This window comes from Plastoroseomonas arctica, assembly GCF_018128965.1.
GTDB lineage: Bacteria > Pseudomonadota > Alphaproteobacteria > Acetobacterales > Acetobacteraceae > Plastoroseomonas > Plastoroseomonas arctica.
Map to the genome: position 1 here is coordinate 31,577 of NZ_JAAEDH010000005.1, position 15,288 is coordinate 46,864.

12 protein-coding genes are annotated in these 15,288 nt (G+C 69.7%); all 12 read right to left on the reverse strand.

The genetic code is table 11. The annotated features are described in order from the left end of the window. Positions 1–111: 111 nt before the first annotated feature. Complete coding sequence (gene galE, locus GXW79_RS06060; RefSeq protein ID WP_211873457.1) at positions 112–1,152, reverse strand: UDP-glucose 4-epimerase GalE; 1,041 nt, start codon at positions 1,150–1,152, stop codon at positions 112–114. Continuing rightward, a complete protein-coding gene (locus GXW79_RS06065) occupies positions 1,149–1,862 on the reverse strand; it encodes a PIG-L deacetylase family protein (protein ID WP_211873458.1) in 714 nt (237 codons plus the stop codon). The genes galE and GXW79_RS06065 overlap by 4 nt, the downstream gene beginning before the upstream one ends. After that, entirely contained in the window at positions 1,862–3,088 is a 1,227-nt protein-coding gene (locus GXW79_RS06070; RefSeq protein WP_211873459.1) for a glycosyltransferase family 4 protein, read from the reverse strand. Before GXW79_RS06070 ends, GXW79_RS06065 begins: the two co-directional genes overlap by 1 nt. Continuing rightward, positions 3,085–3,915, reverse strand: coding sequence for a sugar phosphate isomerase/epimerase family protein (locus GXW79_RS06075; RefSeq protein WP_211873460.1), 831 nt, complete (start codon positions 3,913–3,915; stop codon positions 3,085–3,087). The genes GXW79_RS06070 and GXW79_RS06075 overlap by 4 nt, the downstream gene beginning before the upstream one ends. Next, entirely contained in the window at positions 3,912–4,910 is a 999-nt protein-coding gene (locus GXW79_RS06080; protein WP_211873461.1) for a Gfo/Idh/MocA family protein, read from the reverse strand. Before GXW79_RS06080 ends, GXW79_RS06075 begins: the two co-directional genes overlap by 4 nt. Then, positions 4,907–6,022: a class I SAM-dependent methyltransferase gene (locus GXW79_RS06085; RefSeq protein ID WP_211873462.1), complete on the reverse strand. Its 1,116-nt coding sequence runs from the start codon at positions 6,020–6,022 to the stop codon at positions 4,907–4,909. Before GXW79_RS06085 ends, GXW79_RS06080 begins: the two co-directional genes overlap by 4 nt. Further along, positions 6,019–6,939 carry an HD domain-containing protein gene (locus tag GXW79_RS06090; protein WP_211873463.1) on the reverse strand — a complete coding sequence of 307 codons (921 nt, stop codon included), beginning with the start codon at positions 6,937–6,939 and terminating at the stop codon, positions 6,019–6,021. Before GXW79_RS06090 ends, GXW79_RS06085 begins: the two co-directional genes overlap by 4 nt. Further along, positions 6,936–8,135 carry an inositol-3-phosphate synthase gene (locus GXW79_RS06095; protein ID WP_211873464.1) on the reverse strand — a complete coding sequence of 400 codons (1,200 nt, stop codon included), beginning with the start codon at positions 8,133–8,135 and terminating at the stop codon, positions 6,936–6,938. The genes GXW79_RS06090 and GXW79_RS06095 overlap by 4 nt, the downstream gene beginning before the upstream one ends. Before the next feature lie 153 nt (positions 8,136–8,288). After that, the gene (locus GXW79_RS06100) at positions 8,289–9,542 is read right to left on the reverse strand and encodes an MFS transporter (RefSeq protein WP_211873465.1); all 1,254 of its coding nucleotides are present in this window, start codon (positions 9,540–9,542) and stop codon (positions 8,289–8,291) included. 10 nt (positions 9,543–9,552) lie between these two features. After that, positions 9,553–11,019 (reverse strand): YcaO-like family protein, encoded by a 1,467-nt coding sequence (locus GXW79_RS06105; RefSeq protein ID WP_211873466.1) that lies wholly within the window; start codon positions 11,017–11,019, stop codon positions 9,553–9,555. Then, entirely contained in the window at positions 11,016–11,864 is an 849-nt protein-coding gene (locus tag GXW79_RS06110; protein WP_211873467.1) for an MBL fold metallo-hydrolase, read from the reverse strand. The genes GXW79_RS06105 and GXW79_RS06110 overlap by 4 nt, the downstream gene beginning before the upstream one ends. A 189-nt stretch (positions 11,865–12,053) precedes the next feature. Further along, positions 12,054–15,245 (reverse strand): efflux RND transporter permease subunit, encoded by a 3,192-nt coding sequence (locus GXW79_RS06115; RefSeq protein ID WP_211873468.1) that lies wholly within the window; start codon positions 15,243–15,245, stop codon positions 12,054–12,056. Positions 15,246–15,288: the final 43 nt, after the last annotated feature.

Genomic DNA, 15,288 nt, shown 5'->3' on the forward strand with positions numbered 1-15,288 from the left:
CTTTGAAACCTCAATCGCTCACCGCAGGCGGAACGCGGGGATCACAGGGGAGTTTCCGCGCAGCGCGTTCCTGATGCGCGGTGAAGATCGTCGTTCACGAAACGACCGAGCCTACCGACGCGCGACGCGGGCGCGCGGCTCCGGGCCGTGGCGCAGGGTGTCCACCGGCGCATCCATCGCGCGCTCCCACGCCAGGGCGCTCGCGACGATAGCGTCGAGATCATCATGCTCCGGCCGCCACTGGAGCACCGATCGGATGCGGTCGTTGCACGCGACGAGGCTCGGCGGATCGCCCGCGCGACGCCCTTCCACCCTTAGCCTGACGGGACGACGCGCCGCACGTTCCACCGCCCGCACGACCTCGTTCACCGAATGGCCACGTCCGTAGCCGCAATTCAGCACCTGGCTGCCGCCGCCCTCGCCCAGGTAGCGAAGCGCTGCGACATGCGCGCCCGCGAGGTCACTGACATGGATGTAGTCACGCACCCCCGTGCCATCTGGCGTGTCGTAATCCTGCCCGAACACCGCCACCGCGTCGCGCCGGCCCAGCGCTGCCTCGCAGGCGACCTTGATGAGGTGCGTGGCATTGCGGTTGCGCGGTCCTGCGCGGCCGGCGAGGTCGGCGCCCGCGACGTTGAAGTAGCGTAGCGCCACCACCGCCATGTCGTTGGCCGATGCCACATCCTGCAGCAGCCGTTCCGCCGCAAGCTTGCTCGCGCCATAGGGGTTGATCGGGCGGCACGGCGTGTCCTCCGTCACCGGCGCCCCATCGGCGATGCCGTAGACCGCGGCCGTGGAGGAGAACACCAGCCGAGTGACGCGCTCGGCGACGCAGGCTTCCGCAAGGCTCAGGGTATTCGCGACATTGTTGCGCCAATAGCCCAAAGGCTTGGCGACGCTCTCGCTCACCACCAGCGAGCCCGCCAGGTGCACGACGGCGCCGACGCCGTGCCGGCGCAGGGTGCGACGCACCAGACCCGAATCGCCGGTCGACCCGCGCACCAGCGGCACCTCGACGGGCACGGCGTCGGCCACACCCGTGGAAAGATCGTCCAACACCACCACGGACATGCCGGAGTCGCGGAGGGCGAGGACCACATGGCTGCCGATGTAGCCGGCGCCGCCGGTGACCAGCACCGCAGCCTCGCTCATCGCACGATACCGCGGGGCAGGCGTGCCGCGTCGCCCCGGAAGGATTCGACATCCCCCTCTGCGTTCAATGCCGCTTCGAGGCCCTTCATGCCGCCGAACTGGAACGGCAGCTGGGTTGTGTAGGCCGCGCAGGCGTGCAGCCGGGCCTGCGCGTCACCCTCGACCTGGCATTCCGCAAGACGCTTCATGTCAGCGTCGAACGGGCGGACGGACGCAGCGCGGGTGGCGTAGGGGAAATCGGTCCACCACAGGACGGGCCGCGCTTGCAGCCGCAGCGCCTGCACCAGCAGCACGTGGTCGACATGTCCGCCGACCGCCTGTGGGGCAAGCAGGAGGTCGGCTGGCCCGTCGGGCAACGTCTCGGCGAGGCCGTGCGCGGGGTCTTCCTCAAGCGGGCGACCGAACAGCGCCGCGGCATCCTGGTAGCCGCGATGCGGCGCCTCCGGCCAATTCAGCCACAGCGGCTCCGCGCCCAGCACGGCGCAGGCGGCCGCATCCTCGGCGCGGCGCAACGCCATGTAGTCCACATCCGGCGCGAGGCCCTTGTCGGTCTGGCAGGCCAGCGCGAAGCCGCTCGGCGCCGTGACGGAGCGGGTGAACACGGTGCAGACGGTCACCGACCAGCCTTGCTGCACCAGCCGCGCGAGCGTGCCGCCGCACGAGAAGGCGGCGTCATCCAGATGCGGTGACAAGGCCAGGGCGTGCGGCATCACAACAGATGCGGCGCGGCGCGGAACCGACACGTCGCATCATGCGGCAGCTCCGTGTCCATCGAGCGCGCACGCGGAACGGCGCCGCGCAACTGGCCGTAGACCTCCATGATCTGCCGGCCCACGGCTGCCCAGGAATAGGTTCGCCGGCACTCGTCGAGAGCCGCCTCGGCGAGGCGCCGGCGCAGCTCGGGCTCCTCGATCAGGCGACGCAGCGCGGCCGCTTGCGCCGGCACGTCGCCCGGCTCGACCAGCAGACCGTTCTCGCCATCGCGGAGGCAGTCCATCACCCCCACCGCGTGGCAGGACAGGCACGGCAGGCCGGACGCCATCGCCTCGAGGATGGTGTTGGAGAATCCCTCCGCATAGGTGGGAGAGACGAAGATGTCGCCCAGGGCATACACCGCGGGCGCATCCTCATAGGCCGCGTGGCCGGTGAAGCGGACATCAAGGCCGAGCTCGGCGGCCAGCGCCTGTGCGGCGTCATGATCGGGCCCGATGCCGGACACCACCGCCTCGAAGGCCACGCCGTCATCGCGGAGCAGACGCAGCGCGGCGAGGAAATCGAGCACGCCTTTCCGCCGGTCCACGCGGCCATGATAGAGCAGTCGCGGTATCGCTGCCGCCGCACCTGGCGCCTGCACCGGCTTGAAGCGCGTGACATCGACAGCGCCGGGCACGATGGTGAAGCGCTCCCGCGCCACGCCGAGCCGTTGCACGACTTCGCCGGCGAAGCTCTCGCAGCCGATGAGCAGGGCATCGGCGTTCTCGACCACGCGCAGCATGGCCTGCCGATGCGTCTCGCAGCACGAGCCCACCCAATGGCCGTCGCCGCCCTGGATGGACACCACGGCCGGGATGCCGAGCCGCTGCGCCGCGAGCAGCAACGTCCAGCCATTGGGATAGCCATACTGCGCATGCAGGATGTCGAAAGGGACCTTCGCGTGCTCGGCGAGGATGGTCTCCAGCATGTCGTCGACGTCGCGTTCGAAATCCGCGGGCGTGACCTCCTCGCCCACGGATCGCCGCCCCAGTACCGTGACGCCCTCGACGGCGGGCGGCGGACCGCCGCCATAGATGCGCGTGCCGGCCGCGTCGCCGCGATACTGGCTGACCATGGTCACGTCATGTCCGGCGGCCACCAGCTCCTGCAGCAGGTTCGCGGCATAGACGCTCATACCGCTGATGGCGGGAAAGAACCGGCGCGAGCAGAACAATACCCTCATGACCGGCACGCCTTCAGCCAGGCCATGGCGTCGGGCACCATCGTGTGCGCGCGATGGCTCTCGCGCGAGAGCTCGACGCAGACCAGACCCTCGAAGCGGATCGCCTCGAGCGCATCGAGGCAGCCGGGGATGTCCATGTCGCCCTCGCCGAACGGCAGGTGGGTGTGGTCGCCGCGGCGCATATCCTCGATGGCGACGGTGCCGACGACATCGGCGAATTCCTTGACGGCGGCGGCCGGCTCGCGCTCCTGCGTCACCAGGCAATGGCCGAGGTCGAGCGCCAGGCGCAGCTGCGGCAATCGACGTTGGAGCAGCAGCCAGTCGTCCAAGGTCTCGACCAGCATCCCCGGTTCGGGCTCCAGCGCCGCGACCACGCCACTCGCTTCGGCATGAGCCAGCACGGCGGCGACGCCATCCGCGAGCCAGCCGGCGGCATCGTCGCGATCCACACCGGGCAGCGGCACGCCGGCCCAGAACGACATCGCCTCCGCATCCAGGATCGCGCCGATGTCGATCGCCCGGTTGAGGAAGGCGATGCGCCCGGCGCGCGCCTCGGGGGTGGGGGAGAGCAGGGTCGGCTCGTGCTTGCGGCGCGGGTCGAGCAGGTAGCGCGCGCCCGTCTCGATCACGCAGCCAAGCCCGTCGGCGCGCAGTCGTCGCGCGAGCGCCTCGGCGCGCTGCTGCCAGCCCTCCTCCATCGGGTCGAGGTGATGATGGTCGAGCGTGAGGGCCACCCCCGCATAGCCGGCATCGGCGATCAGGCCGATGGCATCGTCGAGCCGGTGATTGGCGGTGCCGTTGGTGTTGTAGGCATAGCGCAGCGTCATTGCGTGGCGGCTCCATAGGCGCGGTGCAGCAGGCGCATGGTGTGAAGATCGCGCGCCAGGCTGAAGGCGGGCTCCGGCGCGGCGAGCACATGGCGCGCGAAGGCCGCCATCTGCCGGGTGAAGGGGGAGGTCTCGGCCTGCGGAACGGCCATGCGCGTGCGGATGCCGCTCGCGCCGCCGATGTGCCAGACGTCGCCGCCTGCGGTCTGGCCCATGGTGTTCTCGGCCAGCAGCTGCCCGGTGCTGCCGATCACCTCCAGGCGGCGGCGCGGCAGGCCCTCGGGGCAGTTGTAGGCGATGTGCAGCTGCGCGAGCACGCCGCGGGCGGTGCGCCCGATCAGCGCTGCCCCATCATCGACGGCGTAGTCCTGCACGCGCCGCTGCGTGAGCGCCGCCACCTCGACCAGCGGCTCGCCGGCGAGGAAGTCGACGAGGTCCAGGCCATGCGGTGCCAGGTCCATCATCGCGCCGCCGCCGGCGCGGGCCGGGTCCGCGCGCCAATTATCCGCCGCGAAGCCGGCGTCGACCCAGCACGCATAGACGATGCGGATGGCGGTGAGGGTGCCGATGGCGCCGCCGGCGATCGCATCGCGCATCGCCGCATGGGCAGGATGATGGCGCTGGTCGAAGGCGGTGCCGTAGGGAATGCCCGCGCGCGCGACGACGGAAGCCATCGCCTCGGCATCGGCCAGCGTGGCCGCCATGGGCTTCTCGCACAGCACGGGCTTGCCCGCCGCGGCGGCCGCCTCGACGCCTGAGCGGTGGAGATGGTTTGGCGTCGCGACATAGATCGCCTGCACAGCCGGGTCGTCGAGCATCGTCTCCAGATCGGCATGGGCACGTGCGCCCAGCACCTCTCCGGCGCGCCTCGCCTGCGGATCAGGGTCAGCGATGGCGGCGAGCGTGCCGCCCGACGCCAGCATCGCTGGCGCGGCGAAATCCCGCGCCACCCAGCCGAATCCCAGCACGCCCCAGGCCAGCCCCGACACGGTCACCAGCGCTCCGGCAGGGCGACCAGCTCGCGGCGGCGTGCCTGTTCGCGGAGGGCGGGTTGCGCCGCATCGAGGATGGCGCGCGACGGTGCGCTGGTCGTCTCGGGATAGGTTGCGCGAGACCCGTATTCGCGGCTGTAGCGCTCGCTCGGCCAGACGCGGCGCCCACCATCATCGTACAGCGGATTGCGCGACAGGGAGGTGCCCGACGCCGGCAGGGCGAGCCCACCCTGCACGGCACAAGCCGGTCGCAGGCCAGGGCCGGTCGCGATCGCGAAGGCCTCTGCGGCGGCGAGCGCCTCGCCGTGCGCAACCTTCGGCGCCCGGCCTGCGGCAAGGGCCTCGGTCAGCTCGGTATCATCGTAGAGCGCCGCGCCCGGGAACATGGCCGTGAGCTCTGTAGCCGTCATCGCGCTGCCGGTGGAAAAATTCGGCCAGTCCCGATTGTGCACGTGGCCGATCGCCAGGACGCCCAGTGGCGCGAGAAGGCGGTGCAGCCTGGCGAGGATCGCGGGCTTCGGCTCCAGGAAATAGAAGGCATCCTGGCAGGCGACGAGGTCGAAGGCTCCATCGGGCAGCGGCCAATCCTGCGCTGCGTCCATGCAGATCAGACGAGCCTCCGGCACCAGCCAATGCCGCGCGATCCAGAGCTTGGCGAAGACCACGTCGGCGCCGGTAACCGCCGCGCCGCGCAGCGCCAATTCGCGCAGGTGGTGCCCGATGCCGCAGGCGAGCTCGAACACCGAAGAGGGCGCCGGGCAATGCGCCTCGACCAGCGCGAGTCCGGCAAGGAAGGTCGGATCGGACCAGCGATGCGCGAAGTAATCCGCGACGGGTCCCCAGGCGAGCAGCGCCATCGCCTGCCGCAGCGTCAGCGTCTCGCGCCGGGTGACCAGCTCGCGCAGCGCTACGGGGTCGGCCGTGGGGCCCTGCCACCAGTCATCCTGGTCGCCGAGCAGCAGCACCAGCGCACCGGTGCGGTCGCCGTTATCCAGCCGCTCCAGCGCCGCCGCTGCCAGGGCCTCCCGCCCGGTGCGGAGAAAGGCGATCCCGTCCGGCGCCGGCCAGCGACGTCCCTGTGCGTCGCGCACCGAGTGTGCGGTGTCCGCGATCACGCGGCGAGGCCCATGCGGTCGAGCAGCGCATCCTGGAACGGCTTGATCGGCCCGGCGTGGACCAGCGCCATCTCGTTCTGCAGATAGGCCATTGTGGTGCTGGCGGCGCGCAGGTGATGTTCCATCTGCAGGACGCGGTCGAGCGTGTCGGCGGCGTGGAACGCCTGGCCCTCGGCGGTCTCGACGTCGGGCAGGATGCGGCACGCCTCGGCGACGCGGCTTCCCAGCGCCGGGGTCAGCTCCCCGAGTGCGAGTTCGGTGGCGCCGGAGATGGCGGGCGCCAGCCACTCGCCCAGCAAGGTCTCGCCGGCGAAACCGGCATCGGCGAGGAGGGCGTTGTGGAGGTGATGCGCGAGGGAGGCCAGGAAGACGCAGCCGGTATCGGCACCGGTCTCCGGCGCCAGCAGGACGGCCGCTACGGCGACGCAGAGGCAATGCTCGGCATGGTTCTCGGGCGGCTCCAGCATCAGCCTGGAGCGGCCGGGGGTGGTGGCACCGGCACGGGGCTGCCGCGCCAGCCGCTCGACGAAGGCGGGCACCGCCATGGACACGCCCGGATCCGCGTCATCGTCGAGGTGCACCTGAGGCGAGCCGCCGCGCAACCAGCGCCGCGCCGGCGCATCGAGCAGAACCGCGGCAGCGTCGAACCCGTTTCCCAGAATCTCCCGCACCGCCTCGCCCGGCAGGCCCGCGGCGTGCAGGCTGGCGGCATCCAGATCGCCCAGACGCGTCGCAACCAAGGCCCGCGCCGTGACGTCGCGCGCGACCGAGTTCGTCTCCTCGCCGGCCACAAGCCGCCGCCACGCCAAAGCAAAAAGCCGCTCGGCGACCGATCCCGTCTGGTTGGCCGACCGCACGCGTTTGAGGTTGCCGATCTCGCGCAGCAGCGGCAGCCAGTGCGGCGAGGGCAGGTTCACGCGGCGGTATCCGCCATCAGCCAGCTGTGCAGCATGCGTTCCTGAACCGGGAAGGCGTGCTCGGGCGCGTCGCCGCGGGCCGTCATCGGCGCCTTGAAGAACAGTGACAACTGCTCCTGCGGACCGGCCTCGCCGCGCTGCTGCGCGAGGTCGAGAACGCGCGCGATCTCGAGGACCAGCGGCGCCGCGAGCACGCTGTCCTTGCACAGGAAATTGACCTTGATCTGCATGCGCTGACCGAGGAAGCCGGTGACGTCGATATTGTCCCAGGCTTCCTTGTCGTCGCCACGCGGGCGGTAGTAGCGGATGTCGACCACATGATCCTCGACCGGGTAGCCGAGGATGGAGTCGAGGACGCTGCCCTTGGTGCCGAGCTTCGACTTCAGGCTGTCGGGGTCCTGGAGCGCCTCACCATCGCGATTGCCGAGGATGTTGGTCGAGAACCAGCCATCGACATGCAAGGCGCGCGCCTTGAACGCTGGGGCAAGCACGGTCTTGATCAGTGTCTGACCGGTCTTGCCATCCTTGCCGGCGAGCGGGACGCCGTGCCGCTGCGCGAGTTCGACGAGAGCCGGCACCTCCGCCGCCGTGGATGGGGTGAAATTGCCGTAAGGCACGCCCGCGGAAATCGCGGCATAGGCGTAGAGCATCGCGGGCCCGATCGCTGCGTCATCCGCATCCAGCCCGCGCTCGAACGCTTCGGGCGAGGCCCAGGCGTCGCTGGCCTGCGGCGTGCGCTCGGTCGAGGCGAGATTGATCATGACGACGCTGTCGAAATCGCCCTCGTCGCGGAACCGGCGCAGGTCATCGGTGATGGCGTCGATCGCCGCGCGATGGCCCGCGGCGGTGTGCATGTTCGCACCCTCGATCCGGCGGCAGTAGGCGGCACTCGCCACACCCGCCCAGGGACGGATCGCCGAGAGGGCGGGCTCGACACTGGCCATCTGGTCGGCAGGCAACACGCGATGTTCGACGGCCGCATCAGCCAGTGACTGTGCGTTGAGATCCCAGCCACGCAAGTAGAGATCCTCGTATTGCACCATCCGCGGAACCGAAAGATGGGCGAGCGGCAGTCCATCCATGCGATTGGTGCCAAGCCGCAGAATTTCGAGCCCTGCTGCTGCTGTCGTTGCGACGGCACCACCCATGCCGATGACTGCCACGCCGATCTTTCGGCGCTTCGCGATCACGTTCATGCAACACATCCTCTTTCTTATTCATGGATCCACGCCGAATTATGCGGATCCGGACCAACGTACAAAGCATCGGAGCGGGACTTGGGCGTGTAACGACGCCTCGCAAGCCGAAGATGCGTCGCGATATTTTTCGCGCGGCGCGCAACTTCGACGTTACTGCTGAAACCGGCGCACCATGCTGGCGCTGCCCAGGGCCAGCAGGCCGTAGCCCGCGCCCACCGCAAGGGCGAGCGGCACCACGCCGAGCGCGGCGGCGGGCCCCGCGACAGCGGAACCGAGCACGTCACCCAGGTTGAGCGCGGCCATGTACAGCGCGAACCGGCTCGCCGCGACCGCGCCGCGGCTCGCATGCATCACCGCCGGCGCGAGAGCCACGAACGACAACGCGGATGTGATGCCGGACAGCGACAGCGCCGCTGGTCCGGCCCAGCCGCCGCTCAGGCCGAGCACCGCGCCGGACGCCACATGCGCCGCGGCGCTGGCGCCGAGAAGCCATCCGAGCGCGCGCGCGGGCCCGACGCGGTCCGTCCATCGCCCGACAAGCCAGGCGCCGAGCGTGCCCGAGGCCAGGCCGATCATCCCCTGCGCCGTCGAGAGCGCGCCGGCGGTCCAGCCCTCCTGCTGGATCAGGTAGACCCCGAGAGGGAGGCGAAACAGCGCCCCGCAGAAATCCTGCAACAGGCAGAACAGGAGAAGGGCCAGATGAACCGGCCGGACCATGCCGCGGCCAAGCTCCGCGACCAGCGCACCGATGCGTGACCCTGTCGCGACCGTCCGCCGGCGCAGCGACAGACACGCATCATCGGGTGCTTCGCGCACCAGCAGCGGCATGATCGCTGCCAGCAAGCCAAGGCACAGCAGCACCATCGCAGCCTGCGCGAGTCCGGCTTGCGGCAGCACCCAGGCAAAAACTACGGCGCCGACGGCGATGCCTGAAACCAGGCCGGCTCGCGTGCACGCCGTGGCCGCACCCATCTGATCGGTGGGCGTGTGATCGATGATCATGGCGTCGGTCGCGGTGTCCATCAGCGCGGCGCAGAGGCTGTGCAGCGTGAAGATCGCGGCGATGGTGGAGAGTTCCCCCGGTCGCGCCTCGCCAAGCCACAACAGGCAGGATTGCGCGGCGAGCGAGCCCGCCATGGCGGTCATCACCCAGAAGCGCCGCCGGCCCATGCGCATGCCGCCGAACCGATCCACCACCGGGCCCCACAAGGGCTGCAGGATCCACGGCAGGCCGATGGCCGCGGCATAGGCGCCGAGCTCGGCCGTGCTGGCGCCGAGGCTCGCCGCATGGTTGGGCAAGGCCGTCAGGGCGAAGCCGGCGACGATTCCCTGGTAGAAATACAAGGTCGCGACGAGGGACAGCCGCCAGCTGGGTGAGGCCAGCAGCGGCCCTGGCGCGCGCATCAGCCGTCCGTCATGCCGGAACCGGCAGGCCCTTCCGCCGCAGCCGCTCGCGCTGTGCGGAGAAGGTGCCGGGCTCGCGATACAGCGGGTAGAGGCTGCCGACCAGCCGATCCGCGAGCGCAGCATCGAACCAGGCCGGCCCGCCGGAGCGGGCCTCGTCCTCCGGCCGCAGCAGGACACGCTTTGCACCCGCGCGCGGAGCATCGACCACCAGCGGATCCTGGCGCGCGCGGAGCCTGCGCACGCCGCGCCAGCCGATGCGGTGATAGCTCATCGTCTCGGCCTCCAGACCCGGCACCACGACCTTGACCACACGCACCGGATCACCAGGCGGCGAGCAATCGACGTAGAACACCTCGAGCCCCTCGGCGGCGAGGCGGCTGGTCAGTAAATCGAGGGTCGCCACCGACGTCGGCACCGGCGCGCTCGGCAGATCCGAAAGCTTCTGGCGGGATGATTCGGAGAAGACCGTATCGGCGAGCCGTGCCTGCAGTGCGGCCGCGTCGTCATCCAGCCAAGCCGTCATCGCCGCCAGGGCGCGGGGTTCCTCTTCCTCGACATCCAGCAGCGCAAGCTGCGGCGCGGTGTAGCTCTCGGGCAGATGCCGGAGGAGCAACTCGATCGGACCATGCGTCGCGGCCTTGCGCGCGCGCGATCCGCAGAATTCCAGCAGCGCCTTGCGCAGCGCACGGTCCCGGTCGGGGTGGGCCGCCTCGCCGCACGAGGTGACCTGGATCGGCACCGCCGGGCCGCCGCGATCGGGGCCCACCACGTAGAGGTTGCTGATGCCGAAATCGGTGGAAGCGAGCTTGATCGTGACGTCGATGTCGAGCGCGCTCAGCTTTGCCAACAGCGCGCGCACCTCGGGCTCGGGCACGGAATCGGGCTCGACCACGAGCCCTTGATCCAGCGCGCGAAATCCGACCACGTTCCCGTCTCGCTGCAGGGCTTCCATGATGCCGTGGGCGATGGCGTGTTCGAGATCAAGCCCGGCACCAAGGCCGCTCGTGATCGGCGTGATCAGCTGCGCCGGCCCGTGGACCATCTGGTAGCCGTAGGCGGCCACCCACTCGACGGGCAGCAAGGTGGTCTCGCCATCGGTCCAGCGCCGCGCCTCCGTCCAATCCAGCGTCATGTCGGCGGTGTAGTGGCTGCCCGCCGGCAGACAGAGGGTGAGCGGGTCGATCACGGGACGCTTCGCCGAAAGCGCGGCGTAGCTGCCGCGGATCGGCGTGATGCGCTCGACCTGCTGTTCGGCGTGGATTTCCTCGCAGAGCTCGCCCAAGGCGCCGACCTCGGCCTGGATGGCCGAGAAGCCGTAGCCATAGCCGGTCGTCGCGGGCTTGCCCGGCGCGATCAGGTTGGCCTGCACGACCGGTATACCGGTCCTGTCCAGCGCATCGATGCGGAACACCGTCAGCTCGCCAAGACCTGCCAAGCTGTCGCGGAATGCCTGAGCCACGGCGTCCAGAGTCATCGCACGTTCCCCGCCATGTTGCGCAGGTCATCGATCGGAATGCGGCGAACGCCCGGGCGTCGCGCCAGCTGGTCATCGAGCGAGGCCAGCGCCATCGCGGTGGTGATGCCCGGCGCGTGCTCGAAGGGCGTGCAGATGGTGTCGAAATCCAGGGGCGCGATGACATCGCGATAGTGACGCAGTTCAGAGGGCGACAATGGAATGTCCTTGTGGAACGCCTTGTGGGAGGAGAGCGCGAGGTTGTTGCCCGCCGCATCCTGGTCGACCTTGAACGCGTCGCCGCAGAACAGGGTACGCCGGCCGGAATCATGGAGCGCCGCCTGGCCTTCATAGTGGCCGCCGACATGGTGCAGCACCTGGCCGGGACGAAGCTCCAGCGTATCGTCGTAGGGCCAGGTCACGCGGAACGCCTTCGTCATCCGTAGATCATCCTTCTGAATGGCGAGGATTTCCGGCTTGAACACCTCCTGCAGCTGCCACAGCGCGCCGTAGCCATGGCAATGCGACGCGGCGAGGAACCGGATGCCGCCGAGCCTGCGGATCTCCTCGAGCATTGGCGGCGTGTAGTAGGGCGCCGCCTCGAAGGCCGTGTTGCCGTCGGGATGCAGCAACAGCCACCCCGTGCCGTTGAGGCCGAAGCCAGGGCTGGTGGTGAACGCCACCATGTCGCCGGGCAGGCGACGCCAATCGCCCGTAAGCCGGGCCGCGACTTCGCCTTCGGTCAGGAAATGCCAGCCATCTTCGGGCAGGTCGTTGCGCGTGTCCTCACAGACGGGACAAGCGGCTGGCTTGAAATGCTTCTGCCAGAAGCCGCAATGGGCGCAGGCCCAGGGGGTCAGCGCCATGTCGAGCGCGATTTGCGGTTGGCCTGTGAACCCTGTGCCAAGAGGCTGCTCCATCATCCGTATGGCCGGCGAGACCTATCGGAGACGAACACCCGACCTGGCGATTGGTTCCGCGCCCTCGATGCGGTGGATGGGGCTTGGTGGAGAACGCGACGGGTGGCGGGGCACGGCGGCCCCGCCACCCCGGCATCAATGCGCGGGACCGATGTCGGGGTCCGGCGCGACCGGCGCTTCCGCCGGCGGCGCCACCTTTGCCTTGCCCCCGCCACGGAACTTCTGCGCGATCACGTAGAATACAGGCGTGAACATCAGCCCGAAGATCGTCACCCCCAGCATCCCGTAGAACACCGCCACACCCAGGCTCTGGCGCATCTCGGCGCCGGCGCCCGTCGCCACCGTCAGCGGCAGCACGCCGAGGATGAAGGCCAGCGAGGTCATCAGGATCGGCCGGAGCCGCGTGCGGGCCGCCGCCGCCGCCGCCTCCCACCGCGACATGCCTTCCTCCTCGGCCGCGCGGGCGAATTCCACGATCAGGATCGCGTTCTTCGCCGCGAGGCCGACGAGCACCACCAGCCCAACCTGCACGAGCACGTTGTTGTCGAGGCCCGCATGCTGCACGCCCAGCAGTGCCGCGAGCACCGACATCGGCGCGATCAGCACCACTGCCAGCGGCAACAGCCAGCTCTCATACATCGCGGCCAGCACAAGGAAGACGAACACCACCGCGAGGCCGAAGGCGACCGGGGCCGTGTTGCCCTGCGTCGTCTCCTGCAGCGCGATCTCGGTCCATTCGTAGCCGAAGCCCTCCGGCAGCGCCGTGCGCATCACTTGCTCCATGGCCGCGATCGCCTGGCCGGTGGAGAAGCCCGGGATTGCCGCGCCCTGGACCTCGGCGGCCGGGAACAGGTTGTAGCGCGGCACGCGATAGGGGCCGGCCGTCTCGCGGAAGGTGGCCACGCTGCCGAGCGGCACCATGGCACCCGTATCCGTGCGCGCCCGAAGTGCCGCGATGTCCTCGATGGTCATGCGGTGCTGCTGGTCGGCCTGCGCCGTCACGCGCCAGGTCCGCCCGAGCAGGTTGAAGTCGTTCACGAAGGCCGAGCCGAGATAGATGCTCATCGCCTCATGCACGCGCGAAATCGGCAGCCCGATCATCTCGGCACGCGGACGGTCGATCTCCGCCAGGATCTGCGGCGTGGAGGTGTTGAACAGGCTGAAGGCGAAGGCGATGCCCGGCGCCCCGTTCGCCGCCGCCAGCACCTGTTGCGTCGCGCGCTCCAACGCCTGCGGGCCGCGGCCCTGGCGGTCCTGGATCATCAGCTTGAAGCCGCCGCCAGTGCCGATGCCCGGCACGGGTGGGGGCGGGATCACCAGCACCAGCGCCGCATCCTCGCCCATCAGGCGACGCTGCAGGTCGGCCAGGATGGAGTTGCCGGTGACCCCGAGATGGGCGCGGTCCTCGAATGACCGCAGCCCCGCAAACACCACGCCGGTATTGGGTGCGTTTGTGAAGGTCGCGCCATCGAGGCCCACGAAGGCAATCGAGTTCGCCACACCCGGCACCGCCGCGATCGTGTCCGAGGCCCGCCGGATCACCTCGTCGGTGCGGCTGAGGCTGGAGCCCGGCGGCAGCTGGAAGGCCGCGATGATGTAGCCGCGGTCGAGCGGCGGGATCAGCCCGGTGGGCGTGACCAGCACCTGCCGCCCGGTGAACGCCAGCAAGCCGGCGTAGAGGATCAGCAGGATCACCGGCAGCCGCACCAGCTTCCGCGTGAGCCCGCCATAGCCGAAGGAGAGCTTGTCGAAGAACCAGTTGAAGCCGCGGAAGAACAGCGTGACCGGCAGGAAGATGCGCCGGGGTTCCGCGTGCCCGTGCGGCTTCAGCAGCAGCGCGGCCAGTGCGGGCGAGAGCGTGAGCGACACGATCGCCGACAGCACGGTGGCGACCGAGATCGTCACCGCGAATTGCCGGTAGAAGGCGCCCGAGATGCCGTTGATGAAGGTGGTCGGGATGAACACCGCGACGAGCACGAGCGCGATGGCGATGAGGGCGAAGCCGACCTCGTCCATCGTCTTGCGCGCCGCCTCCAGCGGCGAGAGCCCGAGCGCCATGTGCCGCTCCGCATTTTCCACGACGACGATCGCATCATCGACCACGATGCCGATCGCCAGGATCAGCCCGAACATGGTGAGCGAGTTCAGCGTGAACCCGAGCGCGAGCAGGATGCCGAAGGTACCGATGATGGAGACCGGGATGGCCAGCAGCGGGATCACCGCCGCCCGCCAATTCTGCAGGAACAGGATGACCACGAGCACGACAAGCGCCACGGCCTCGAGGAAGGTCTCGAGCACCGCCTCCATGCTCTGGGCGATGAAGCGGGTCGGGTCATAGACGATGTCGTAGGCGATGCCGGTGGGAAAGGAGCGCGCGGCCTCCTCCATGGTGGCGCGGATGGCGGCCGCGGTCGCCAGCGCATTGCTGCCCGGCCGCTGGAAGACGCCGATGCCGACCGCGACGCGGTTATCGAGCAGCGCGTTGATGGTGTAGTCATTCGCCCCGATCTCGGTCCGCGCCACGTCGCGCAGACGGATCGTCGCGCCGTCGGCGCCGGTGCCGATCACCTGTTCGTCGAACTCCTCAGGCGTGGAGAGCCGGCCCTGCGCGCGCACCGAAACCTCGAAGGCGCCGGCACCGCTCGCCCGCGGTGCCTGGCCGATGGCGCCGGCCGCGACCTGCACGTTGGCGCGCTGCAGCGCCGCCACGACATCGCCGGCCGACATGCCGCGCGCCGCGACACGGTCCGGGTCGAGCCAGACGCGCATCGCATAGTCACGCGCGCCGAAGACCTGCGCGTCGCCCACGCCTTCCAGCCGCGCCAGGCGGTCCTTGATGGTGAGCGTGGCGTAGTTGGAGACATATTCCGGGCTTCGGCTGCCGTCGGGCGAGAGCATGTGCACGACCATCAGGAAGTCCGGCGAGGCCTTGCGGACGGTCACACCCAGGCGCCGGACATCCTCGGGCAGGCGCGGCTCGGCGATGGCGACGCGGTTCTGCACCAGCACCTGCGCCTGGTCCACATCGATGCCCTGGCGGAACACGATGGAGATCGCCACGCGCCCGTCGCCGGTGGATTGCGATGAGAGATAAAGCATCCCGTCGACGCCGTTGATCTCCTGCTCGATGGGGCCGGCAACGGTGGAGGCGATCGTCTCCGCCGAGGCGCCCGGGTAGAAGGCCGTGACCTGCACGGTCGGCGGCGCGATCTCGGGGAACTCGCCGATCGGCAGGCGCGTGGCGGCGATGGCGCCGATCAGCGTGATGGCGATCGACAGCACAGCGGCGAAGACCGGGCGGTCGATGAAGAATCTCGCGAGGCGCATAATACTTTGTCCCTCAGACGTCGTGCGAAGGCACGCCTTCGGC

Coding starts and splice junctions, on each gene's coding strand:
- GXW79_RS06100 (WP_211873465.1), bottom strand. CDS start 9,542: ATGCGCGCGCCAGGGCCGCTGCTGGCCTCACCCAGCTGGCGGCTGTCC.
- GXW79_RS06105 (WP_211873466.1), bottom strand. CDS start 11,019: ATGACTCTGGACGCCGTGGCTCAGGCATTCCGCGACAGCTTGGCAGGT.
- GXW79_RS06065 (WP_211873458.1), bottom strand. CDS start 1,862: ATGCCGCACGCCCTGGCCTTGTCACCGCATCTGGATGACGCCGCCTTC.
- GXW79_RS06075 (WP_211873460.1), bottom strand. CDS start 3,915: ATGACGCTGCGCTATGCCTACAACACCAACGGCACCGCCAATCACCGG.
- GXW79_RS06110 (WP_211873467.1), bottom strand. CDS start 11,864: ATGGCGCTGACCCCCTGGGCCTGCGCCCATTGCGGCTTCTGGCAGAAG.
- GXW79_RS06095 (WP_211873464.1), bottom strand. CDS start 8,135: ATGAACGTGATCGCGAAGCGCCGAAAGATCGGCGTGGCAGTCATCGGC.
- galE (WP_211873457.1), bottom strand. CDS start 1,152: ATGAGCGAGGCTGCGGTGCTGGTCACCGGCGGCGCCGGCTACATCGGC.
- GXW79_RS06115 (WP_211873468.1), bottom strand. CDS start 15,245: ATGCGCCTCGCGAGATTCTTCATCGACCGCCCGGTCTTCGCCGCTGTG.
- GXW79_RS06070 (WP_211873459.1), bottom strand. CDS start 3,088: ATGAGGGTATTGTTCTGCTCGCGCCGGTTCTTTCCCGCCATCAGCGGT.